Genomic DNA, 21,959 nt, shown 5'->3' on the forward strand with positions numbered 1-21,959 from the left:
GACGCTATGTCCTCCGCATCCGCCGCACTGGACACAAAGACACCGGCCAAACGCCGAGCCGACTCGAAATGATGCTCATAGAGAACACCGAACGCGACATCGTCCCCGGCACGCGCACGCTCGACCAACTCCGCATCCGACCGCTCCGCCCGAACACCACTCCCTGCCTCCTCCAGATCTCCGGGCTCCAGCCACGGTTCCCCCGTCATCGCCACCCACCCCTGAAACTCACCACGCGCCCATCTGTCGTTGGAAGGCCCGGCCTCGGTGGCCGAGCGGAGCTGCGGGACACCGTCCCGGCAAACGGCGGTTCCTCGTCCCGCCGAACCCGTCAACTTTCCTATGTGCCAGGGCAGTTCGCGTCACGCCGGCGCGGTGATCCGATGCGAATCAGTGCGCGGGCGGCGCCCCCGAGGTCGGCGAGGTTAACACCGCCCCCATTCGTTGGCCGCCGCAGGCAGTGGGCACATCGCTGCCGGGGCGAGAGGGAAACGGCGCCACGGGGGCGGTTTCGCCGAGGAATCGTGTTTGTGGCAGCACTTCGAGGCGAAGGGGCGCGTTCGGAGCGACGTACGCCCTGGTAGAGCGGCTGCGGGATGGAACGCTGTGTCGGTTGGTTGTGGCCGCCCCCACCCGCGCAGCCCGTGAAGTCCCGGGCTGCCGGTGAAGTCCCGGGCTTCCCGGGACGCCTGGGCTTCCCGGGACTCCTGGCCTCGGCTGCATGAAGCGCGACGACCGCGGCAGGCTGAGGGGCGGAGGAGAAGGGCGCAGGGCCGCGCGGTCTTTGAGGAGGAGGAGGAGGAGGAGGAGGTTCTGCTCGCTCCACACGTCGGGCAGAGCCTGCAATCAGTTCCGCCCGCCGCCGCTCACGGGGTCGCACGGATGATGACGAGCGACCCTTCGTACGTCGGCTGTCTGCGCAGGTGGCCGAATTCTTCGTCCCAGGCGCCGGATTCCAGGTCGCGGCGCAGGGTCTCGTCGAAGTGTTCGCGGACGCGGTCGTCGACGAAGCTCCAGGCCGAACACGCCTGGCGGGCCGCCGGATCGAGCAGCATCTCGGGGCGGCCGAAGTACGCCTCGTTGAAGCCGTCCGTGCAGTCCAGGGGGATCGGCACGGTCTGGATCGTGCTGGTGCCGCCCAGGGTGGCGGTCAGCTGCTCGACGGGCGGGTAGCGGCGGGCCTCGGTGTCGAGGACCTCGGGCGCGTACCGGTACAGCCAGAAGTCCCCTACCCGGGCGGGGTCGCAGGTGAGGAGGATGACCGGCCCGCGGGTCACGCGCCGCATCTGGCGTAGGCCGACCTCGACGTCTGACCACTGGTGCACGCTGAACAGCGTCATCGCCCCGTCGAACTCCCCGTCGGCGAAGGGCAGGTCCTCGGCGACGGCGTCGATCGCCAGGGCGAGCCGGGTCGGGCGCTGGGCGCGCATCGACTTCGAGGGCTCGACCGCCGTCACTTCACGACCGGCACTCTCGTACGATCCGGTGCCGGCACCGACATTGAGCACCGTCCGGGCGTCGCCCAGGGCCTCGGCGACGAACCGGGCGATCCGCGCGTCCGGCCGTCGGGAGGAGGAGTATCCGGAGCCGATCGCAACGTCGTCGGTGTAGGCGGAGTAGCCGATGTCGCCGGCGCTGCCGGACCGGGTTCGTGTGGTCATGGGGGCCTTACCTCGCCTCGTGAGCAGGAGTCAGGGGTTGAGGGGAAGAAGAGCCCCGCGCGCTCTCGGTTGGGTGCCGGTCGGCGCAGATGGGGCCCGTGAAGTTGCTGCGACCAGAGTGGGAACGCTTCCCGGCTGTCGCCGGTACGTTCGCCGCCGGGTGTGGAGGCGGCTCCTGGGTGCCCCATAGTCAGGTGCGGACATCACTTTCGTACCCGCTGTCGGCCACCGATCCGCCTCCTTCACACCGGTGCATCTGGATGCCCATCCTGCATCTGCGGTTGAGATTCGACAATCTTCTGGCAATTGCTTGTTCAATCGCCCACACTGCATCGCAGATGAACATCGGATGTTGGAGGTAGTGACAGGGTTCACCGGCGCCGGAGCCGGAGCCGCGGCGTGGGCAAGTGACTGTCGTCCGGGACGGGTGGTGGGTCTACAGGGCGGTGCCGCACGTCGACTCGTCGGAGGCGCGTTGCGCATGCCGGTGTCAGGCGCGAATCCGCTTGTATCTGCGGAGGTGGCACGACGATGATCGGCCGGGAGTGTACGAAACACTCAAGTGTGTACATCGGCACCGTGCTGCGCCGATCTCAGCAGGGCGCCCGCCAGGACGTGAGGGAAGACTTCGTGACAGACGAGACGCTGGATGTGCCGGAAGCCCGGCGGGCCGAGGGGCTGGTCGCGGCTCAGGAGAAGGCCATTGCACTGTTCGCCGAGGTGGAGAAGCGCGGCCTGGTGGCGCCCGGCCGGGGGGAGCGCGAGGTCAGCGACCTGATCCGCGATCTGGCCAACGAGATGTTCGGCACCACCAAGCACTGGCACAAGCGGATCATCCGCTCCGGCCCCAACACCCTCCTGCCGTACCGGGACAACCCGCCGGACCGGGTCATCGGGTCCGACGACATCGCCTTCGCCGACTTCGGGCCGATCTTCGAGGAGTACGAGGCGGACTTCGGCCGCACGTACGTCTTCGGCGACGACCCGCACAAGCACCGTCTCCTCCAGGACCTGCCGCGCATCTTCGACGCCGGCCGTGCCTTCTTCGCCGCAAACCCGGACATCACCGGCCGACAGCTGTACGCCGAGGTCGAACGCCTGGCCACGGCGGCCGGCTGGACCATTGGCATCTGGCACGCCGGCCACCTCGTCGGCGAGTTCCCGCACGAGACGAACGACGGGGCCAAGGCCGAGTCCTACATCACCCCGGAGAACGACACCCCGTTGCGCCGCACGGACCGCGCGGGCCGGACCTGCCACTGGATCCTCGAACTCCATCTGGTCGACCGGGAACGGGGCTTCGGCGGGTTCTACGAACAGCTCCTCGACCTCGCCTGAGGCCCGGCCCGGAGGTCCGGGCGGTCCCGACGGTTCGGTGCTCAGCGGGCGGAGCGTCAGCTTCTCAGGCCCGCGTCGCTTGCCAGGAGTGCCGCCTGTACCCGGTTCTCGCAGCCCAGTTTGGCCAGGATCCGGCTCACGTACGTCTTGACCGTCGCCTCGCTCATATGGAGGCGGCGGCCGGCGTCCGCGTTGGAGAGGCCCTCGCCGAGGAGGGCCAGGACCTCCAGCTCACGGCTCGTCAGGGCTTCCAGCCGGCGGCGGGCCTGATCGGCGCGGGCGGTCCGGCCGGAGGCCAGCGAGTCCACGACGTGGCGGGTGGCGCCCGGTGACAGGTATGCCTCGCCGGCCGCCGCGGCGCGCACCGCACGGATGAGTTCCGCGGGTGCCGAGTCCTTGAGCAGGAAACCCGCGCTGCCCTCGGTGAGGGCGCGCAGCACGTTCTGCTGCGCACCGAAGGTGGTGAGGATCAGTACGCGGGTGTCGGGGACGGTCCGGCGCAGCTCGGCCAGGGCCGTGAGCCCGTCCATGACCGGCATCTGGATGTCGAGCAGCGCCACGTCGATCCGCTGGGCGCGGGCCAGCTCGATCGCCTCGCGGCCGTTGGCCGCCTCCGCGACCACGTCGATGTCGTCGGCCGAGGTGAGGATCATCTTGATGCCTGCCCGAATGAGCGGCTCGTCGTCCGTGACGAGAACCTTGATCACGACTCTCCTGTGCTGTTCTGAGCGGTGTTCTCCGGGGCCACCCTGCCATCATCCCCGGACGGGTCACCCGGCAGGACGTCAGGGGCCCGTCCCCCTGCGTTCCTGCCCCCCGTTCCTGCCCGCGCGCCCGTACCGCCCCTGCCCTTGGCCCTGCTCCAGCCCCTGGCCGTGCTCCTGCCCCTGCTCCTACGCCTGCCTCAGTTGCTGACCTCGAAGGACTTCTTCTCGATCAGCTTCCCGCCCTTGAAGCAGAACCGGAAGACCGGCTGCTTGTCCCATTCGCTGCTGGTCTCGTTGGACATGAGCGTGAGGCATTCGGCCCCCTCGGGCTCGGGTGGCGCGCTCTTGTCCAAGCCGTCGGTCAGGAACGATTTTCTCTCGGGCAGTTTGGCGCGGACCTGCGCCTCGGACTGTCCCACCTTCACCTCGTCGTACAGCTGCGGACCGATTCTGGCCTGGTCCGACTCACCGGCCAGGAAGAGTGCGCCCACGCCCATGGCGACCACCGGAACGAGCACGAAGATCAGCGCCGCGATCCCACAGCCGATGGCGATGCCGCTTCGCTTCTTCCTGCTCATCGCCTTTGCCAGCTCTTTGGGAAGAGCGCTCCCGTCGATGACCGGAACGCCCTCTTCCGGGAAGCCGGTCGGGGGCTGCTCCCGCGAGCCGCCGGCGGGATCGGCGAAGGCGGTCCCTGCGGCCCCCGGCGAGATGCTCGGGACACCGCGCTCCGGCGAGGTGTACGGCAGCACTCCCGCCAGCCGGAAGCCGCCGTCGGGGGTCGGGCCCGCGTGCACCATGCCTCCGATGAGCCTGGTCCGCTCCCCGAGCCCGGTCAGCCCCTGACCGCCGCTCACCACGCTCCGGCCGATGCCCGTCGCCTCGGCGGCGGGGCCGTTCGCGACCTCCACCACCAGCGCATCCGGCTCGTAGCGCAGCTCGATGGTGATCACGGCGCCCGGCGCGTGCTTGTGGGCGTTGGTCAGGCCCTCCTGCGCGACGCGGTACGCCGCGTGATCGGCGGTCGGGGCGAGCGCGCACGGCTCGCCGGAGCGTCGCAGCTCCACGGCCGCCCCCGCGGTCCGGGACGCCTCCACCAGGCTCTCGATGCCGGCGACCCCTCGGGACGGCACCGTGGGCTCCTCCTCGACGGGCTGGAGGGCGTGGGAGGCGGCCCGCTGGCCGGGACCCTCCGTGCCGTCCCGCAGCAGTCCCACCACCTCGCGCAGCTCGTGCATCGCGGCCACCGACGCCTCGCGCAGCACGCCGACCGCCTCCCGCTGCTGTCCGGTCAGCTCGCGGTCCACCTCCAGCGCGCCGGCGTGCACCGCGATGAGCGTGAGCTGATGACCGAGGCTGTCGTGCATGTCCTGCGCGATGCGCTGGCGCTCCCGCATCCTGGCCTGTCCGGCGATCATCGTGCGCTCGCGCAGCTGCTGGGCGTTGTACTCGCGCAGCGTGTCCGTCAGCGTGCGGCGCTGCGACCAGTAGCGGCTGATGAGGCCGGGGACGACCATCATGACCAGCAGCAGCGGGGCAGCGATGGCGAGGGTCAGCAGTGAGGGGAGCGTCTCCTTCAGGAGAGTCAGGCCGAGGCTGAGCACGTAGGCGGCGGCGAAGGTGCCGGCCGCCCTGCCGACGCCGTCGATCCGCCGCCCGGCCGACCAGGCGGCGATGAGGATCAGTGGAGTGAGGCTGTCGAACTCGGCCATTCCGGTGGCGGTGACCAGAAGCACGGTTGCGGGAAGGACCCGGCGCAGCGGTGACAGCAGTGCAGCGGCCAGCGCCACCGCGACGATCCGCACGATGCCGCCGCCGGAAAACGCCTCGATCATTGCCGCCAGCAGCCCTAGCACCGCGCACAGCAGCGTTTCGCCCACGATGCGCCAGGGCGTCCACATCCCGGGGGCGAACAGCGCCCTGGCCGGATCGGTCAGTCGCCGGGGCGCTGAGCGCAGCTGCGCCGCCAGCCTGCGACGGGCCGATTGCACCCGGTCCGTGCGCTCCACATCAGTCATCAGGCCACGTTAGACAGTCGCAGCCGGTCACCGCACCCGCCGTTGGTCGCGACGGCCGACGACGAAAGTTGTACAGCGCTGCGAGCCGAAGCCGCCATCGTCACCCGGCTGCGGCTGCGGCTGCGGCTGCGGCTCCGGCTGCGGCTCCGGCCCCGGCCGCGTTCGACATCGGCGGCGGCACGGACTGCGTCAGGGCAGTGGGGCGTCCTGGGGCGCCGTCAGTTGCAGCAGTCGGGCTTGCAGCGCTCGACCGTGACGTCGTCGATGACCGGCCCGCTGGCGGTCCTGGGAGCGGTGGTGCTGGCGAACGTCAAGGTCGTGGACTTGCCGGTGGCCACGAAGGCCACCTCGCGCATCACGTAACCCATGTCCTTGTACGACTTGCCGGTGACGTCGAAGGAGAAGTCCTGGACGTCCTGCCCGTCGATGAGCACCTTGCCGGTCTTCACGGTCGGGCCCTCCGGGTGCGGGTTGCCGGCCAGCGCGTACGACACCGTGTACCGGACACCTGGTGTGGTGGCGAAGGTCTGGGCCACCGCTCCCGGCTCCATGCCGTTGAGGTCCACGGACTGGTCCCCCTCGGCGGCCTGCCAGTATCCGGCGTCGTTCAGGTCGACCGATCCGCTGGTGACCTTCCACGGGCCCATGTGCTGCCCGGCCGTGAATTCCTGGAACGTGTTCGGCTCCACCTTCGGGGTCTCGAAGCTGCCGTCGTCGAAGTGGCTGACGGCGCTGGGGGCGACGGCCTGGCCGCTACCGGTGGTCGGGGCGGCCATCGCGGGGCCGGCACCGGCGAGAAGGAGTGTCGCGGTGAAAGCGGTGACGTAGGTACGTGCGGTCAGCATGTGAGGCCTCTTGGCTTTCTGGTCATTGCCGTGAACCGAAGTTCCGGACCGTCGACGGGGTGCGAGTGGCCGACCCGCCGTGCTGCCAACAATCGCCTCGTAGGGCGTCACTGCATATGGCTGTTGGTGCGACCCAAGAGGCAGTTCCGTGCCGACCATCGGGCGGCTTGCGGCACTGTCCGAAAACCCCTCCTCTCCCGAAAGACTCAATGGCTGGTCACGGCATGGACGAAAAAAGTCGCAGTGCCGGTCGAGGTTGTGCCGGATCCCATCGTCTGCAACCCCGGCCGAGCCCCCGAAGGCCGCCCGGTACCGGCATTGATCACGGTTCGCTATAGGTGTAGGAGCGGATCGCTCATTGGTCGGCGGGCGTGAGCGCGGTTGGCTGAGGACACCACCAACCGCGGGACCCGCAGGGGCCCACGAGGCGAGGAGACGCCACGATGCCCTACCTGGACGTCGACGACATCACCCTCTACTACGAGGACGAGGGGACCGGCCCCGCGCTGCTGTTCCTTCACGGCTGGGGCACCAGCGGCCTGACCTGGGGTGCGCAGCTTCCCGACTTCACCCGGGACCACCGGGTCGTCACGCTCGACTGGCGGGGCTGCGGTCGGTCGGACCGCCCCGTCCGGGGCAACATCATCGCCGAGGTGGTCGGCGATCTGGTGGCCCTGATCGGAGCGCTGCGGCTGGACCGGCCGGTGGTCGTCGGCTCGTCGATGGGGGCGGTCTTCGCCGCTGAACTGGCAGTGCAGCGGCCCGAGTTGATCGGTGGCGTGGTTGCCGTGGGCGGACCGGGGTACTGGCCGACGACGAAGGCCCAGGCGCAGGCGGAGCTCGTGGCCGACCTGCGCCGCGACCGGGCCGGTACGGTCGCCGGCTGGGTACCGAAGTGGTACGCGCCGGGCACCTCGCCCGCGCTCATCGACTGGACGGTCCGTCAGATCCTGGACTCCGGCGTCTACATCGACGAGCACCAGGCCACCGCCGTCGGCTACGACCCACGCCCGACACTGCCCGGGCTTCAGGTGCCGATCCACTACATCCACGGTGAGCTGGATGCGATCCCCCTGGAGGTGGCCCGGACCTGTGCCGCCCTCACGCCCGGCGCCGAGGTGACCGCGATCGTCGGCTCCGGCCATCTGCCGCACCAGGAGCTCCCCGACGAGTTCAACGCCGCGCTGCGCGCCGCGCTCGCCCGAATGGCCCCGGCCGCCCGCGCCGTCGCGTAACCCACGCGCACGTGCCAGGCGGCAGACTAGTGCGACGCGTCCGTGGAGGCCTGGTAGGGGCTGGTGCGGTAGCGGCTGCGGAACTCGGTCAGGAGTTCATCGGTCGCCTCGGCTCCGGCGCTGACGGCGGCGTGGACGTCGCGGAAGTAGTTCTCGTAGCCGGCGGGGGTGTAGAGGCACAGGGCGCGTGCGGTGGTCGGGCCGGCGTTGCGGAAGCCGTGGGGCGTGCCTCGGGTGGCGGCGAGCAGATGTCCGGGGCCGGCCGTCACCTCGCCGTCTCCGGTGTGGAGCGTCAACTCGCCTTCGAGAACGTAGAAGTATTCGTCGTGTGCGTCGTGCACATGCGGCCTGGCGCCGATGGTGCCGGGGGCAAGGGTGAACTCCTCGAAGGCGAAACGCCCGTCCGTGTGCTCGGCGGTGAGCCGGAAGAAGTGCTCGACGCCGGCGACGTCGAGGAGTTCGCCGTCCTGGGGGCTGCGCAGCAGCGCGCGGGCGGGGGTGTCCATCTGATCACTCATGACGGCATTGTGGCTCAGGTTGTGGCCCGCGCAGCGGTGGGTGGGGGAGTTCGGTCACGCCCGCCACGTGCGGTTGGGGCCACCGGACTGCCCGGCGGCCCCAACCGGGCAGTCCCAGCCGCTCGGAGATCGGCGGGTGCAGTGAACTGGCGTGGCTTCAGCGGGCGTTGTCGGCCCCTTCGTGCTACGCGGCGTCGGCGAGGATGCGTGCCACCGCGGGGGAGCGGGGCTCGAAGACGTCGAGGAGTCCGATGGTGTGCAGGGCGGGGGCGAGCTCCCGCATCTGTGTGAGGAGGGCTTCGTACTCGGGGGTGTCCTCGGTGAGGTCGTCGAGGCGCTTGGCGTTGGCGACGAATGCGGCCACCGAGCCCTTGCGGACGGTGTGTCCGTTGATCTCGGTCGAGTCGATTCCTGTGGGCAGGACGTCTTCGGGGCGTACCGCCGGCTGGTGCTGATGCGACATGACAGTCCTTTGCGTGGTCGATTTTGCGTGTTCAGTGCACGTGCTTTCTGCACGCATATGACGTTAGCAGGACTCCGTGTTTTTTGCACGTATCATTGAGGGGTGAGCGAAACGACCCGTGACCGTACTTCCGCCGCCCGCGTGGCCGCAGCCATCGGAGCGCTGACCATGCGGTCCACCCGTGCCGGGCTCTACAGCCGGCTGACTTCGGGCGTGGAGGGCGTGGACGCCACGACCTACCCGGTGTTGTCCGGGCTCGACCGCCTGGGGCCCGCCACCGCCACCAGGCTCGCCGAGACGATCGGCATGGACCGCACCGTCACCACTCGCTACGCGACCCGGTTGCAGGAGGCCGGGCTGATCAGCCGCCGCCCCGACCCGTCCGACGCCCGTGCCACCCAGCTGGTCCTCACCGAAGACGGTGAGCGGGCCGTCGTGGCGCTGCGCAAGGCGCTGGAATCCTTCCTGGCCGAGGAGATGACGACGTGGTCGCCGGGTGAGGCCGACGCCTTCGCCATGCGCCTCGAACGCCTGACGGAAACCCTTGCGCACCTGGACGGGGGCCGTACGCCCTGAAGCGGTCCGGTGGCTTCAGGGCGACGTCGGGGCGCGGTCTGCACGGCCTATACGGCCTATATGTCTGCGGCCTGCACGGGCCTTGAGTCGCCCGTTCGCCGGCCCGCGGTGTTCAGGCGTCGCGGTGCCGCAGGGTCAGACAGCCACCGAGAAGGGCAACGGCTGTCCATGTCGCGAGGATCGACAACGCCCCCCACGGGCCGTAGTCATGGCTGAAGCGCGGGTCGCCCTGCGGACCGGTGAGGTGCATGAGCACCATGCCGGCCTGGTCGGGAAGGTACTGGAGGACGGTCTTCAGTGCCGGGACGTTCCCCAGCCCCTGGGAGCTGAGGAACAGCAACGGGAGCAGGATCCCCAGCGAGATCACGGAGCTGCGCAGCAGCATCGCCACTCCCGTGGAGAAGACGCAGATGAGCGTCAGATAGGCGCAGCCCCCCACCAGCGCGGGCAGCACCCCGTCCGAGTCGATCCCGGTGCCGTAGGGCCCGAGCGCCGACTGCGCCGCGACGAAGGTGACGGCCACCGTCACCACCGAGACGCCAAGCGACACCAGTGCCCCGGCCAGCACCTTGCATCCGAAGAGCACACCACGCCGCGGCACCGCGGCCAACGAGGTCCGCATGGTCCTGGAGGAGTACTCCGAGCCGACGACGAGCACCCCGAAGGCCACGAGGGCCAGCTGACCTATCGTCAGTCCGTACAGCCCGGCGAAGATCGGGTCGAAGTTCACCACACGGCTGATGCCGGCGCGGAGACTGCGCGCGACCAGAGTGCCCGAACCGGCGCTGAGAACGACCACAAGGCCCAGCGCCCATACCGTCGACCGCAGGGTCCAGATCTTGATCCACTCGGACGCCAGGACCACCCGCACGAAAGCCACGTTCTTCACCGCTGCCCGCTCCCGTTCCCGTTCCCGTGCGGGCTCCCGCTCCAACTCCCGCTCCCGCTCCGGTGGTCCGCGCACTGCCCGGTGAGCCGCATGAACGCCTCCTCCAGCGAGGCCGCCTGCCGTGTCACCTCGTGCACCCTCACCCCGTGCGCCGCCACAAGCTCACTGATCCGCTCCGGACGCACGTCGACGGCCACCAAACCGCCCACGTCGCTCCCTTCCTCGACCCGGACCCCGGCACCGGCCAGCACCGCGCGCAGCCGCTCGGGCTCGGGAGAACGCACATGTACGCACGACCGGGTATGGCGGTCGATGAACTCGGCGGTGCCGGTGTCCGCGAGCAGTCGCCCGCGACCGATGACGATGAGGTGGTCCACCGTCAGCGCCGCCTCGCTCATCAGATGGCTGGAGACGAGCACCGTCCGGCCCTCGTACGCCAGGTCCTTCATGAGACTGCGGATCCAGCGGATACCCTCCGGGTCCAGCCCGTTGACCGGCTCGTCGAGCAGCAGCACCCGGGGATCGCCCAGCAACGCCGCGGCGATACCGAGCCGTTGGCCCATGCCCAGGGAGAACGTCCCCGCCCGCTTGCCCGCCGCGCTCCGAAGCCCGGTCAGCTCGATGACCTCACCCACCCGGCGCTCGGGGATGCCGTTGCTGCGCGCCAGCCACCGCAGATGCGCACGGGCCGTCCGTCCGCCGTGCACGGACCCGGCCTCCAGCAGGGCGCCCACGGTGCGCAGGGGTTCGCGCAGCTGCCGGTAGGGCAGGCCGTCGATGCGGACTTCGCCGCTGGTCGGCCGGTCCAGGCCCAGCATCATGCGCATCGTGGTGGACTTGCCCGCGCCGTTCAGCCCGAGGAAGCCGGTCACGCAGCCGGGGCGTACTTGGAAGGAGAGTCCGTGGACGGCCGTGGTCCGCCCGAAACGCTTTGTCAGTTCGCACACTTCGATCACATGACGGACGCTCCCGCACGACGGTGCTCCGGCGCATCGGCCCCGGGCGGGAGCGCGCCGGCTCCGCCCACAGGCGGAGTGGCCTTGCCGAAACGGTCGGTTGATCCGCCCCGAGGATGAGAGACGGCGGGCAGCCGGGAGGCGGAGGCGGTGTCCGGCCCGCCGTGGATATGTTCATGCGGTGGACCTACGTCATGCGGTGGACCGAAACCGAGCCGTGGAACGACGCCGAGGGGTGGCTCGATGCCGATCGGTGGACCGGCGCCGAGCGGTGGAAGCGGACGACCGTCCCCCGATGTTCGCCCGGCGGCCGAGCCGGTGCCGACTGGTCACGGTGGACGGTGCGGTCGCGCTCGCGTATGCGGCGGCGACGGTGCTGACCGGCTCCGCCCGGACCGCTCCGGTGCCCGGGCCGCTTCCCGGTGGGCCGTCGCCGTGGCAGCAGTTCGCGCTGATAGCCGCGGTCGCCGTGCCGATCGCGTTCCGGCGGATCCAGCCGCTGCCCGTGTTCACCGTCGTCACCGTCGTGACCGCGGTGGCCGTGGCCCAGAACGCGGTGTGGGACCCGTTCCTCCCGGCGGCCTGCGCGCTCTACACCGTCGCCCTCACCAGCCCGCTGCACCGCTGGTGGGAACGGTGGCTGCCCGGCCTTACGCTCGCGCTGCTCGGTGCGGCCGGCGTCCTGGGACAACTCCGCGCCGAACAGCCCTCCTGGCGAACGGGCGGCCTCGGCATGCCCCTGCTCGGTCTCGTCGCACTGCTGGGGGCATGGCAACTGGGGCGTGCCGTCCGGCAACGACGCGCCTACGCAGTCCGTATGGCCGAGCATCTCGCTCAACGCGCCGTCACCGAGGAGCGACTGCGCATCGCCCGCGAACTGCACGATGTCGTCACCCACAGCATGGGCCTGATTGCCGTCAAGGCGGGCGTCGCCAACCACGTCGTACGCACACGCCCCGAAGAGGCCCACGACGCGCTGCGCATCATCGAGAGCACCAGCCGCGAGGCGCTCACCGACATGCGGCGGATGCTCGGTGTACTGCGCTCCGACACCGACGGCGAACGGCTGCCACCGGCCGCACTCGGCCCCGTACCCGGCCCCGACGCGCTGCCCGAACTGGCAGAGCGGGCAGGCGCCGAACTATCGGTGCACGGCGTCGAACGGCTGCCGGACGGCATGCGGCTCACCGTCCACCGCATCGTGCAAGAGGCGCTCACCAACGTGGTCAAGCACACTGCCCCGGGCACCCGCTGCCGGGCGGTGGTCCAAGCCAACCACCACGAGGTGCACATCGAGGTCACCGACGACGGACGCCGTCAGACGTCACCGGCACCACCCACCACCGGCGGCCACGGCATCCTCGGAATGCGGGAACGGGTCGCGATGTACGGCGGAACCTTCGCCGCCGGACCACGCCCCGAAGGCGGATTCACCGTCACCGCCACCTTGCCCTACCAGAAGGCCTCATGACAGACGCAGCCCCACCGAGCCACCCGCCCCCCGGCCCCACCATCCGGGTTCTGCTCGCCGACGACCAGGCACTGCTGCGCGGCAGCCTGCGCGTCCTGGTGGACGCCGAACCCGGGTTCCTCACCACCGCGGAGGCCGCAACCGGCGCGCAAGCGGTTCAGCTCGCCCGACAGGAACCGCCGGACGTGGTCCTGATGGACATACGGATGCCCGACATGGACGGCATCGAGGCGACCCGGCAGATCTGCGGCTCACCACAGACGGCGGACGTAAGGGTGCTCATCCTGACGATGTTCGACCTGGACGACTACGTGTACGCAGCCCTGCGCGCCGGCGCCAGCGGCTTCCTGCTCAAGGACACCCCGCCGGGCGAGCTGCTGGCCGCCCTTCGCGTCATCGCCGCCGGTGAGGCCCTGCTGGCACCGGCCGTCACCCGGCGCCTGATCGCCGAGTTCGCCCGCCGCCCCGAGCCCTCCCAACGGCTCGGCCGTGCCCTGAACGGCGTGACGGCGCGGGAACGGGAGGTACTCACGCTCATCGCCCGCGGACTGTCCAACACCGAGATCGCCGAGCGGTTGTACCTCGGGGTGGCAACCGTCAAGACGCACGTCAGCCACCTGCTCACCAAACTCGACGCCCGGGACCGCGCCCAGTTGGTGATCGTCGCCTACGAAAGCAGCCTGGTCGAGGCGGCACGGCCATGGCCGCCGGACAGCCCCCACAGCCGGCCAACCTGATCGTCGGTCTCCGGAAAGATCCGTGGCCCATACCCAATCGTTATGTGGGACCAATGGGGCAAGAGATGCGCTAAATGCCATAACGGTTTTGGGGATGCCTTGACGATCTCCTGGGGAGGGCAGGAAGCTGAGCCGCCCCCCACGGCGACCCTCCTCTTCCCCGATGGAATGCCCATGCGCCCGCTTGTCAGTGCAGGCACGCTCACGGCCGCTGTGGCCGCTGCCCTGCTGTCGACCCCTTCCGCTCACGCCACCGCCCCCGGCGACAACGGCACCGTGAAGATTCACGACGCCGCGACCGGTGAGGAACTCCGCAAGAACGAGCCTCATGTGTGCACCTTCTACCTCGATGCCTTCGGCTTCGACACCAACCAGAAGGTCGACTGGCGCATCGAAGCCTGGGCCCCGACCGCCGACGTCAAGGGCGAGACCGTCAGGTCCGGCTCCCTGACGCTCGACGGTCAGGGACACGGCCGGACGCAGGACCTGTCCCTGCCCGACGGCCACTACAAGCTGTTCTGGAACTTCGACGGCGAGCACGGCCGGGCCAAGCACAAGGTCTTCTGGACCGACTGCGCGGACACGTCCCAGCCGGGCGGCGGCAAGCCGTCGGCGTCCGCCACCGCGTCCCCGTCCGGCCACACGCAGCCGAGCGCCGCTCCGGCCTCCTCCGCCCCCGCCGGCACCGCGGCGAAGCCCGCGGCCTCGTCGTCGCCGTCCAAAGCCCCGTCCGAGCAGGGCGGTGACCTCGCCGAGACCGGTAACGGCGCGCCCGTGGGCCTGCTGTCCACGGCGGCGGCCGGGCTGGTCGCGGCGGGCGGATACCTGGTGTTCCGCCGTCGCAAGGCCCAGCAGCACTGACGCACCGGCACGCCGCAGGAGCTCCTGGACGTGTGCCCTCTCGACGCGCACGCCGTCCGTACGGCGGCGTGCGCGCCTCCCAGCGTGCCCGGCGAGCCGCCGTCCGCCGCTGCGCTGCGGCCGCTTCGGCGCTGGATGTCAGCCCAGAACGCCGGCGAGGGCGCGGGGGAGTACGACGTCGAAGGGGTCGGGTGGGCTCGGGTTGGCGGGGGCGGCGGCGAGGAGGGCGGCGATGCGGGGGTGGCTGCCGGTGGCGGCCACGTGGGTCAGGTAGGCGGCCTGGCGCCGGGAGTTGGGTTCCGTGGTGGCCAGTTCGTTCTGGACGAAGAGCGCGGTCAGGGCGTTGAGCAGGGCGAAGGCTTCGAGCTTGGCGGCGGGGGCGGCCGGGTGGTCGGCGAGCACGTCGAGCACGTGCTCCAGGAGGTCGACGCCGCGGGGGCCGAGGGTCGGGCGGGTGATGACCAGGGCCGGCAGCCAGGGGTGGCGTCGCATGATCTGCCGGGCCTGCTGGGCGATGCCGAGCAGGTCGGCCTGCCATTCGCCGGTGGGGGCCGGTAGGTCGTACTCGCCTGCGGTGCTGTCGACCATCAGGTCGAGCAGGTCGTCGCGGGTGGCGACGTAGCGGTAGAGCGAGGCGGCGCCGGTGCCCAGGGCCGCGGCGACGCGGCGCATGGAGACGGCCTCCAGTCCCTCCTGGTCGGCCAGCGCCAGCGCTGCCTTGGTGATCTCGGCGCGGCTGCGCTCGGCCGGACGTCCGACCGCTGCTTGCTCCGGCCGCAGCCAAATCACTGGTTCCTGTTGCGCTGTCACCGGTACCTCCTCTGATTGCCATCACCCTACCCCTTCGCATACGTTGTTCGCGAACGCCGTATGCGAACATCGTATGCGAATGATGTGGAGGGTGGACCGATGGTGCGTTACGCGGACAACGGCGGAATCCAGATCGCCTTCGAGGATCTCGGTGGTGCGGGCGGTGACCCACTCCTGCTGGGCATGGGGCTGGGCACCACGCGGTTCTGGTGGCCGGACGGACTGGTCGACGAACTGGTGCGCCGCGGCTTCCACGTCGTGACCTACGACCAGCGCGACGCGGGCCAGTCCACCCATCTCCCGGCCCGACGCGTCGGTCCTCCGGTCAAGGCTCTGCTGCGTCGAACGGCTCCCGCCTACAACGCCGAGGACTTGGCGGACGATGCGGTCGCCGTGCTCGACGCCCTCGGCTGGCAGCGCGCCCACCTCTTCGGCCACTCCATGGGCGGACTGCTGGCCCAGCGCATCGCGATACGCCACCCGGAGCGCGTGCTGAGCCTCATCACCTCCTCGGCCGTGCCCAGCGACGCGAAGGGCCTGGGCCTCCTTCGCTACGTGCGCCCGGCGGCCGTGATCCGATTCGCGCGGCTCCACCATCCCGACACGCCCGAGGGCGACCTGGCCCTCGCCGTGGCCGTCGCCCGCATGCTGGCCGCGCCCGGCAAGAGCATCGGTGAGCGCGACGTACGCGAGTTCGTGGACAAGGAGGCCGCGCACCAGGTCACCAGCTTCCGCGACGCGCAGGCCCAGAGCCGGCAGATCGGCGCGAAATGGCACGGTGCCGGGCTCGCCCGGATCACCGCGCCGACCCTCGTGCTCCACGGCGAGCAGGACCCCTTGCTACGCGTGACGGCCGCGCGCGACCTCGCCGCGGCCATCCCCGACGCCCACCTGCGGACCATGCCCGACGTCGGCCACTTCCTCACCCGCGACGACTGGCCCGCCTATGCCGCCGCAATTCGCGCACACGCCGACCACGCCGGCCCCAACCCGCCCCATGCCAGGACCGCAGCCGCGTAACAACCACCGCCCCGGCCCGCCGGAGGGCCTGGCGCGGATGCAACGGCAACTGCCAGGCCAGGACGGCGTGTTGGTCGTAGCGTCAAAGAAGCGGGTCCAAGACGGCGTGCGGCCGAGGGGAGATCCTCGGCGCGTGGCCGAGGGGAGATCCTCAACGGCAAAAGACAAAGGCAAGGAGACCCCACTCCCTGCCACTATCAAGCTATAGCGCACAGGGGGGCTTGCGGCAAGACCCTGGTCGTACCGCAGAATCGGCGGCCGAAAGCCAGAGCCTGAACACATGGGGGATTCGCGACATGCGTGTGGTGTTGTCGACGTGGGGGTCGCGCGGGGACGTCGAACCGCTGGTGGGACTCGCGGTGCAACTGCGGGAACTCGGCGTGGAGGTGCGGGTGTGCGCTCCGCCGGATCAGGAGTTCGCGGCGCTGCTGGCGCGTGTCGGCCTGACGCCGGTGCCGCTCGGCCCGACGGTGCGCTCGGTGGTTGCCGGTGAGCGGCCGCCGTCGGGGGCGGACGCGTTCCGGCTCGCGCCCGAGCTGGTCGCCGCGCGGTTCGCCACGCTCACCGCGGCGGCGGAGGGATGTGACGCGCTGCTGGCAACCGGCCTGATGCCGGCCGGCGCACGGGACGTGGCCGAGAAACTGGGCATCCATTACGTGTACGCGTGCTTCCACCTGTCCGGGCTGCCGTCGCGGCACTTCCGTCCTGGGGTGCGGCCGGGGAAGCCGTCCCCGCAGGACGAGACCGACCACCGAGTGCTGTGGGAGCAGGACGCCCAGAGGGTGAACACGTTGTACGGCGGGGCGCTCAACAGCCACCGGGCGGCGATCGGTCTGCCGCCGGTGGACAACGTCCGCGACCATGTCTTCACCGACCAGCCCTGGCTGGCGGCAGACGCGACGATGTGTCCGTCGCAGGGCATGACGGACCTCGACATCCGGCAGACCGGGGCGTGGATCCTGCCCGACGACCGTCCGCTCCCAGAGGGACTGGAGGCGTTCCTGGACGCCGGCGAACCACCGGTGTACGTGGGCTTCGGCAGCATGGCCGCGCACGCCCCGAAGGACATCGCCCGGGTGGCCACGGAAGCGAGCCGCGCGCACGGCCGCCGCGTACTCCTCGCCCGGGGCTGGGCCGACCTGGCCCCGATCGACGAGGTCGACGACTGCTTCGTCGTCGGCGAGGTCAACCAGCAGGCACTGTTCCGCCGGGTGGCCGCCGTCGTGCACCACGGCGGCGCGGGCACCACGACGACGGCGGCCCGGGCCGGGGCGCCTCAGGTGGTGGTGCCCCGGATCGCGGACCAGCCGTACTGGGCCGACCGGGTGGCCGAGCTGGGCATCGGCTCGGCTCACCACGACCCGACGCCGACCGTCGACTCCCTTTCCGCCGCGCTCACTACGGCCCTGACGCCCGAGACCCGCGCACGGGCGAGGGCCGTGGCCGGCGCCATCCGCACCGACGGGGCGACGGTGGCCGCGAAACTGCTACTCGACGCAGTCAGCCAGGGAAGGCCGCCGGTGTCCGGGTGAACCACCACCGACCAGACGGTCAGTTCAGGGGCGCCGCCGTGCCCGCCATATGAGCGCCCGGCCCGGGGCGAATGTCCCCGGGCCGGGCGGCTGTTCGCCTGCCGATCAGCTCGACGTACTGCCGAACATGCCGGGCTCGTAGGAACCCCCTGCATTGCGCACGATCACGCCGAGCCGGTTGGCGGCGTTGATCTGGGCGACCAGGGAGACCAGCGCGGCGATCTGATCGTCGTCGTAGTGCTTGCGGACTTGGTCCCAGGTCTCGTCGGACACGCCGTGGTGGGCGTCGGCGAGCCGTGTCCCCTCCTCGGCGAGCGCCAGCGCGGCCCGCTCGGCCTCGGTGAACACGGTGGACTCGCGCCAGGCGGCGACCAGATGGAGACGGACTGCCGTTTCACCGGCGGCCGTTGCCTCCTTGGTGTGGAGATCGGTGCAGAAACCGCAGCCGTTGATCTGGCTGGCGCGCAGCGACACCAGCTCCTGTGTGGACCTCGGCAGCGACGACTGGGCGATCACCAGGCTGGCGTTGCCGAATCGCTTGGCGAACTTGGCGCCGACCTCATTGTCGACCAGGTGGAAACGGGGCTCCATGACGTTCGTCCTCACTCGTGGAACTGCTTGCGCGCCGCGCGCATCGTCTGCGCGGCGTCCTGACGCACACCAGATGCCGGCGACCCGGATCCTGTGACACCCGCGGTCACGTGACGTACGCCACCGACCGCGGATGTCACAGAGCGGCGCGGACCGGCGTCTTGTGCGCGACACGGTCGAGAGAGAACAGGCAGGGGCGAGCGATGAGTGAACGAACAGCAGGCACAGCCGAGCACCTCGCTCGCGGCGGCCGCATGGAAACCGCCACCGAGGGGTTCGTGGCCCACCGGAACCTGCTGTTCACCGTCGCCTACGAGATGCTCGGCTCGGCCGCCGACGCGGAGGACGTCCTACAGGAAACCTGGTTGCGGTGGGCGGGCGTCGAGCTCGATGCGGTGCGGGACCAGCGCGCATACCTGGTCCGTATCACCACGCGCCAGGCGCTCAACCGACTGCGTACGCTCCGCCGTCGCAAGGAGTCCTACGTCGGCCCCTGGCTGCCCGAGCCGCTGCTGACCGCACCCGACGTGGCCGAGGACGCCGAGTTGGCCGACAGCGTCTCGATGGCGATGCTCCTGGTACTGGAGACGCTCGCGCCGACCGAGCGGGCGGTGTTCCTGCTGCGCGAGGTGTTCGACCTGGGGTACGACGAGATCGCGGCAGCCGTCGACAAGAGCCCGGCCGCGGTCCGCCAGATCGCCCACCGGGCACGGGCGCACGTCACTGCGCGCCGTCCACGCGGAGCCGTCTCTGCGGCCGAGACCCGCGACGCGCTCAAGGCGTTCCAACGGGCGGTCGAGACAGGCGAGTTGCAGCACCTGCTCGACATCCTCGCGCCGGACGTCGTCCTCCTGACCGACGGCGGCGGCGTCGTGCGGGCCGCCCTGGCGCCCGTCGTGGGGGTCGGCATGGTGGCTCCCGTGCTGGGCAGGATCGCCGCCACGGTGTCGCTGCGGGCAGCACAGGTCAATGGCTACCCGGCGCTGATTCTCCGGCTCAACGGCGAGATCGACACCGTCATGGCGGTGCGTGTCGACGACGGCCTCATCACCGGGCTCTACGCCGTGCGCAACCCCGCGAAGCTGTCGCGTATGGAACAGGAGACCGCGCTGCGCCGTTGAGGCCGGGTGCCGGGTGCCGGGTGCCGGGTGCCGGGTGCCGGGGCTGCGGGCTGTTGTGGGTTGCGGGTTGCGGGGCTACGACCGGTTCCGGACGACGCCGGCCATCCCACCCCCGCCGGTGGCGACGCCACCGTGCGGCTTGGGTGCGGAGAAGGGCGGCATGTCCTGGCGGCACGCCGTTCCGGGCGGCGGGAGGGTGCCGTCGATGAAGTAGCGGCTCTCGTGTGCGGTGATGCAGCCACTGGGGTTGACCAGTGCGGCGTGCCCGTAGCCGTTGTTGGTGAGCAGGCGGGCGTTGGCCAGTTCTTCGGCCATGGCCTGCGCGCCTGCGTAAGGGGTGGCCGGGTCGTAGGTGGTGCCGACCACGAGGACGGGGTGTGCCGTCCGGTTGTTCCACGGGCCGTTGTAACCGTTGGCGGCTACCGCCGACCAGGTGGCACACGGCTCTGCGGCCCACGTCCAGAAGCGTCCGGTGTCGCCGGCACGGATGGCGCTGGCCTCCTCCAGTGCGTGATAGACGCCGGGGTCACGTGGATTGGGGCTGTCGCCGCAGAGCACGGCGGCCGCCTGCTCCAGGCCCGTGTACGGAGTCGGGACCGGAAGCGCGGGTGGGGGTGCGGACGGCGCCGGGACGCGGCCGTGCCACAGATCCTGAAGCCGGCCGGCGAGATCCGTCCACCCGGGGTGGACGATATGGAGGCCGTTCACTGCGTCACCCACGGTCTTGCCGTAGGTCCACGTCTCCACCGGACGCTGCCGGAGGCGCCCCATCAGCCGGTCGAACTTGTCCCGGGTTGCCTTCGGGCTGCCGGCGGAGAAGCCGCACGAGGCGGTGGTGGTGGATCCGCACAGGGTGAGGAACTGGTCCAGGGTCGCTGCCGCGCTGCGGTCCGAGCCCATGCGCAGGAACGTCGGGAGCCGGGGATCCTCGCCGGAGGCGTGGTTCGTCCAGGCCTGCGGGGCGATGTTGCTGTCGAGGACCATGGCGCGGACCTTGGCGGGGAAGAGGTTGGCGTAGGTGGCGCCGAGGATCGTGCCGTAGGAGATGCCGAGGTAGGTGAGGCGCGGGTCGCCCACCGCCTGGCGGAGCTGGTCGAGGTCGCGAGCGGTGTCGGCGGTCGACACATGGCGCAGGAGTTCGGGGTCACGCTGCTGGCATCTGCGGGTCAGAGCCTCGAACGCAGCTATCCAGGTCCTCCGCTCCTGTTCGCCGACCGGAAAGCCGGCCGGTTTGCCGGCATCCCAGGCGTCGGCATCCGCGCGACGCGTGAAGCAGTTCACCGCCGTGCTGTTGCCGACCCCGCGGGGGTCCCAGCTGACGATGTCGAACCGCTCCCGTACCTCCCGTGGGAAGACCCCGATTTCCTGCGGCATCTGGACCGTGCCCGGCCCGCCGGGTCCGCCGGGGTTGAAGAACAGGGTGCCGATGCGGCGTCCGGGGCCGGTTGCCTTCCGTTTCACGACCGCCAGGTCGATGGTGCGGCCGCGGGGGTTGCCGTAGTCCAGCGGCACCCTCGCGGTCGCGCAGTCGAACCGACCGCCCTGAACGCAGGGTCTCCAATCGAGCTTCGGGGCGGACACCGAAGGCATCGGCCTGCCGTCGGCGACGAGGTCCAGTCCGCTCAGTGTCGTCGAGCAGGTCACCACCGCGGCGATGACCGCGGCACAACATCGACGGCTCGCCACCGGCCCAGATATGCGCATGCCAGGTCCTTTACGGCTGAGCGCCCGGCCCACCCGTGTGCGGGACGTCGGCACGCATCCGTGTCAACGACACCGCGGTCCGGCACGGCGCGCGAGCCGAGCGCAGCCGAGTGGCGGACCCGCCGCCCACATCCTTTTGGGACCGGGACCGGGACCGGGACCCCGACCGGGAACGGCACCGGTCCCGCGCCGCGAAGCACCTGGTCCGTGCTCGGAACCTCCCGGCGCCGGCACCCCGGGGACTGCTCGGCACCCCGGGGACTACTCGGCAGGCAGGGCCTCGCGGATCGCCTGGGCGGTGGTAGCTGGGTCGTAGCCCTCGGGGACGCCATCGACCAGGATGATGTCGCCCTCGATGTGCCGCGAGCGCAGCGGTGCGATCTCCTGGTACTCGGGCGAGTCCCACCAGGCCCGCGCCTCGGCGATCCCGGGGAAGCCGATGACCACGACATGCCCGGGCCAACTGCCCTCCTTCACCTCGTGCTGCGTCGCGTGCACGAGGAAGCGGCCGCCGTACGGAGCGAAGGTCGCAGTGATGCGCTCGATGTACTCGGCGATCTCCGGGTGCGGAGCGGCCTCCTGTAGGTGGCCTATGACGTAGGCGGGCATGGCGTCCTTCCGGTCGGTGGGGCTCCGATACTCCGACGATCATGGCATGCGGCTACGCCGGGGGCGGTGACTTCACAGATCAAGTGCCTTCAGCGCGACGGCGGCGTCGCCGTCGGGCCGGGGCCGGCCGAACGACCGGGGGCGATGTTCCGCGGACGGCCGGCGGCCAGCCAGCTGTGAGGCCTCGATATCCCGGAAGTACGGCGTGATGCGTCGCTACGATGGCGGGCGTGGCGGCGAGGAGACGATCAGTGGCGGCGAGGAGCCGATTAAGGGTACGCACGGCCTTTCCGCGGG

The 21,959-nt window shown here is 70.7% G+C and carries 21 protein-coding genes and 1 pseudogene; 9 read left to right on the plus strand and 13 right to left on the minus strand.

What is annotated here, in order from left to right:
- Positions 1-209 (minus strand): annotated as a pseudogene (locus tag AB0C96_RS31700) (hypothetical protein); the annotation flags it as partial.
- 657 nt (positions 210-866) lie between these two features.
- Positions 867-1,661: a class I SAM-dependent methyltransferase gene (locus AB0C96_RS31705; protein ID WP_362922177.1), complete on the minus strand. Its 795-nt coding sequence runs from the start codon at positions 1,659-1,661 to the stop codon at positions 867-869.
- A gap of 630 nt (positions 1,662-2,291) precedes the next feature.
- On the opposite strand from AB0C96_RS31705, the gene AB0C96_RS31710 reads away from it, so the two are divergent.
- On the plus strand, positions 2,292-2,999 hold the full coding sequence (locus AB0C96_RS31710; protein ID WP_362922179.1) for a M24 family metallopeptidase: 708 nt from the start codon (positions 2,292-2,294) through the stop codon (positions 2,997-2,999).
- 56 nt (positions 3,000-3,055) lie between these two features.
- On the opposite strand, the gene AB0C96_RS31715 is transcribed toward AB0C96_RS31710, so the two are convergent.
- From AB0C96_RS31715 to AB0C96_RS31725, 3 genes are all read right to left on the minus strand, one after another.
- The gene (locus AB0C96_RS31715; RefSeq protein WP_362922181.1) at positions 3,056-3,706 is read right to left on the minus strand and encodes a response regulator transcription factor; all 651 of its coding nucleotides are present in this window, start codon (positions 3,704-3,706) and stop codon (positions 3,056-3,058) included.
- A 197-nt stretch (positions 3,707-3,903) separates the two neighbouring features.
- Positions 3,904-5,607 (minus strand): histidine kinase, encoded by a 1,704-nt coding sequence (locus tag AB0C96_RS31720; RefSeq protein ID WP_362922292.1) that lies wholly within the window; start codon positions 5,605-5,607, stop codon positions 3,904-3,906.
- 335 nt (positions 5,608-5,942) lie between these two features.
- On the minus strand, positions 5,943-6,569 hold the full coding sequence (locus tag AB0C96_RS31725; protein WP_362922182.1) for a choice-of-anchor C family protein: 627 nt from the start codon (positions 6,567-6,569) through the stop codon (positions 5,943-5,945).
- A 443-nt stretch (positions 6,570-7,012) separates the two neighbouring features.
- On the opposite strand from AB0C96_RS31725, the gene AB0C96_RS31730 reads away from it, so the two are divergent.
- Complete coding sequence (locus tag AB0C96_RS31730; protein WP_362922184.1) at positions 7,013-7,804, plus strand: alpha/beta hydrolase; 792 nt, start codon at positions 7,013-7,015, stop codon at positions 7,802-7,804.
- Positions 7,805-7,830: 26 nt separating this feature from the next.
- Here AB0C96_RS31730 and AB0C96_RS31735 read toward each other — a convergent pair whose 3' ends face one another.
- Complete coding sequence (locus tag AB0C96_RS31735) at positions 7,831-8,322, minus strand: cupin domain-containing protein (RefSeq protein ID WP_362922186.1); 492 nt, start codon at positions 8,320-8,322, stop codon at positions 7,831-7,833.
- A 184-nt stretch (positions 8,323-8,506) separates the two neighbouring features.
- Complete coding sequence (locus tag AB0C96_RS31740) at positions 8,507-8,785, minus strand: hypothetical protein (protein ID WP_362922187.1); 279 nt, start codon at positions 8,783-8,785, stop codon at positions 8,507-8,509.
- 102 nt (positions 8,786-8,887) lie between these two features.
- Between AB0C96_RS31740 and AB0C96_RS31745 the strand changes: the two genes are divergently transcribed.
- Positions 8,888-9,361, plus strand: coding sequence for a MarR family transcriptional regulator (locus tag AB0C96_RS31745; protein WP_362922188.1), 474 nt, complete (start codon positions 8,888-8,890; stop codon positions 9,359-9,361).
- Between the two features lie 112 nt (positions 9,362-9,473).
- Here the strand turns inward: AB0C96_RS31745 and AB0C96_RS31750 are convergent, their stop codons facing one another.
- Both AB0C96_RS31750 and AB0C96_RS31755 read right to left on the minus strand, forming a co-directional pair.
- Positions 9,474-10,250: an ABC transporter permease subunit gene (locus AB0C96_RS31750; RefSeq protein WP_362922190.1), complete on the minus strand. Its 777-nt coding sequence runs from the start codon at positions 10,248-10,250 to the stop codon at positions 9,474-9,476.
- Positions 10,247-11,206 (minus strand): ATP-binding cassette domain-containing protein, encoded by a 960-nt coding sequence (locus tag AB0C96_RS31755; RefSeq protein ID WP_362922192.1) that lies wholly within the window; start codon positions 11,204-11,206, stop codon positions 10,247-10,249. Before AB0C96_RS31755 ends, AB0C96_RS31750 begins: the two co-directional genes overlap by 4 nt.
- A 295-nt stretch (positions 11,207-11,501) precedes the next feature.
- On the opposite strand from AB0C96_RS31755, the gene AB0C96_RS31760 reads away from it, so the two are divergent.
- From AB0C96_RS31760 to AB0C96_RS31770, 3 genes are all read left to right on the plus strand, one after another.
- Positions 11,502-12,677, plus strand: a complete 1,176-nt coding sequence (locus tag AB0C96_RS31760) for a sensor histidine kinase (RefSeq protein WP_362922193.1) — start codon at positions 11,502-11,504, stop codon at positions 12,675-12,677.
- Positions 12,674-13,414 carry a response regulator transcription factor gene (locus tag AB0C96_RS31765; protein WP_362922195.1) on the plus strand — a complete coding sequence of 247 codons (741 nt, stop codon included), beginning with the start codon at positions 12,674-12,676 and terminating at the stop codon, positions 13,412-13,414. Before AB0C96_RS31760 ends, AB0C96_RS31765 begins: the two co-directional genes overlap by 4 nt.
- A 174-nt stretch (positions 13,415-13,588) precedes the next feature.
- A complete protein-coding gene (locus tag AB0C96_RS31770) occupies positions 13,589-14,275 on the plus strand; it encodes an LPXTG cell wall anchor domain-containing protein (protein WP_362922197.1) in 687 nt (228 codons plus the stop codon).
- Positions 14,276-14,413: 138 nt separating this feature from the next.
- On the opposite strand, the gene AB0C96_RS31775 is transcribed toward AB0C96_RS31770, so the two are convergent.
- Complete coding sequence (locus tag AB0C96_RS31775) at positions 14,414-15,085, minus strand: TetR/AcrR family transcriptional regulator (RefSeq protein WP_362922199.1); 672 nt, start codon at positions 15,083-15,085, stop codon at positions 14,414-14,416.
- A gap of 99 nt (positions 15,086-15,184) precedes the next feature.
- On the opposite strand from AB0C96_RS31775, the gene AB0C96_RS31780 reads away from it, so the two are divergent.
- Both AB0C96_RS31780 and AB0C96_RS31785 read left to right on the plus strand, forming a co-directional pair.
- Positions 15,185-16,105, plus strand: coding sequence for an alpha/beta hydrolase (locus AB0C96_RS31780; RefSeq protein ID WP_362922201.1), 921 nt, complete (start codon positions 15,185-15,187; stop codon positions 16,103-16,105).
- A 296-nt stretch (positions 16,106-16,401) separates the two neighbouring features.
- Entirely contained in the window at positions 16,402-17,637 is a 1,236-nt protein-coding gene (locus tag AB0C96_RS31785) for a glycosyltransferase (protein WP_362922203.1), read from the plus strand.
- A 105-nt stretch (positions 17,638-17,742) separates the two neighbouring features.
- Here AB0C96_RS31785 and AB0C96_RS31790 read toward each other — a convergent pair whose 3' ends face one another.
- Positions 17,743-18,228 carry a carboxymuconolactone decarboxylase family protein gene (locus AB0C96_RS31790; RefSeq protein ID WP_362922204.1) on the minus strand — a complete coding sequence of 162 codons (486 nt, stop codon included), beginning with the start codon at positions 18,226-18,228 and terminating at the stop codon, positions 17,743-17,745.
- A gap of 203 nt (positions 18,229-18,431) precedes the next feature.
- Here AB0C96_RS31790 and AB0C96_RS31795 point away from each other — a divergent pair, with 203 nt between their 5' ends.
- Positions 18,432-19,349, plus strand: a complete 918-nt coding sequence (locus AB0C96_RS31795; RefSeq protein ID WP_362922206.1) for an RNA polymerase sigma-70 factor — start codon at positions 18,432-18,434, stop codon at positions 19,347-19,349.
- Positions 19,350-19,424: 75 nt separating this feature from the next.
- Here AB0C96_RS31795 and AB0C96_RS31800 read toward each other — a convergent pair whose 3' ends face one another.
- Together AB0C96_RS31800 and AB0C96_RS31805 are read right to left on the minus strand one after the other, a co-directional pair.
- Positions 19,425-21,053, minus strand: a complete 1,629-nt coding sequence (locus AB0C96_RS31800) for an alpha/beta hydrolase (protein ID WP_362922207.1) — start codon at positions 21,051-21,053, stop codon at positions 19,425-19,427.
- 261 nt (positions 21,054-21,314) lie between these two features.
- Positions 21,315-21,662: a DUF1330 domain-containing protein gene (locus AB0C96_RS31805; RefSeq protein ID WP_362922209.1), complete on the minus strand. Its 348-nt coding sequence runs from the start codon at positions 21,660-21,662 to the stop codon at positions 21,315-21,317.
- Positions 21,663-21,959 lie beyond the last annotated feature (297 nt).

The sequence above is a fragment of the Streptomyces sp. NPDC048506 genome, from assembly GCF_040651315.1.
In the GTDB taxonomy this organism is placed as follows: domain Bacteria; phylum Actinomycetota; class Actinomycetes; order Streptomycetales; family Streptomycetaceae; genus Streptomyces.

Coding starts and splice junctions, on each gene's coding strand:
- AB0C96_RS31705 (WP_362922177.1), bottom strand. CDS start 1,661: ATGACCACACGAACCCGGTCCGGCAGCGCCGGCGACATCGGCTACTCC.
- AB0C96_RS31720 (WP_362922292.1), bottom strand. CDS start 5,607: ATGTGGACGCCCTGGCGCATCGTGGGCGAAACGCTGCTGTGCGCGGTG.
- AB0C96_RS31725 (WP_362922182.1), bottom strand. CDS start 6,569: ATGCTGACCGCACGTACCTACGTCACCGCTTTCACCGCGACACTCCTT.
- AB0C96_RS31730 (WP_362922184.1), top strand. CDS start 7,013: ATGCCCTACCTGGACGTCGACGACATCACCCTCTACTACGAGGACGAG.
- AB0C96_RS31735 (WP_362922186.1), bottom strand. CDS start 8,322: ATGAGTGATCAGATGGACACCCCCGCCCGCGCGCTGCTGCGCAGCCCC.
- AB0C96_RS31740 (WP_362922187.1), bottom strand. CDS start 8,785: ATGTCGCATCAGCACCAGCCGGCGGTACGCCCCGAAGACGTCCTGCCC.
- AB0C96_RS31760 (WP_362922193.1), top strand. CDS start 11,502: ATGTTCGCCCGGCGGCCGAGCCGGTGCCGACTGGTCACGGTGGACGGT.
- AB0C96_RS31765 (WP_362922195.1), top strand. CDS start 12,674: ATGACAGACGCAGCCCCACCGAGCCACCCGCCCCCCGGCCCCACCATC.
- AB0C96_RS31770 (WP_362922197.1), top strand. CDS start 13,589: ATGCGCCCGCTTGTCAGTGCAGGCACGCTCACGGCCGCTGTGGCCGCT.
- AB0C96_RS31780 (WP_362922201.1), top strand. CDS start 15,185: ATGGTGCGTTACGCGGACAACGGCGGAATCCAGATCGCCTTCGAGGAT.
- AB0C96_RS31785 (WP_362922203.1), top strand. CDS start 16,402: ATGCGTGTGGTGTTGTCGACGTGGGGGTCGCGCGGGGACGTCGAACCG.
- AB0C96_RS31790 (WP_362922204.1), bottom strand. CDS start 18,228: ATGGAGCCCCGTTTCCACCTGGTCGACAATGAGGTCGGCGCCAAGTTC.
- AB0C96_RS31795 (WP_362922206.1), top strand. CDS start 18,432: ATGAGTGAACGAACAGCAGGCACAGCCGAGCACCTCGCTCGCGGCGGC.
- AB0C96_RS31800 (WP_362922207.1), bottom strand. CDS start 21,053: ATGCGCATATCTGGGCCGGTGGCGAGCCGTCGATGTTGTGCCGCGGTC.
- AB0C96_RS31805 (WP_362922209.1), bottom strand. CDS start 21,662: ATGCCCGCCTACGTCATAGGCCACCTACAGGAGGCCGCTCCGCACCCG.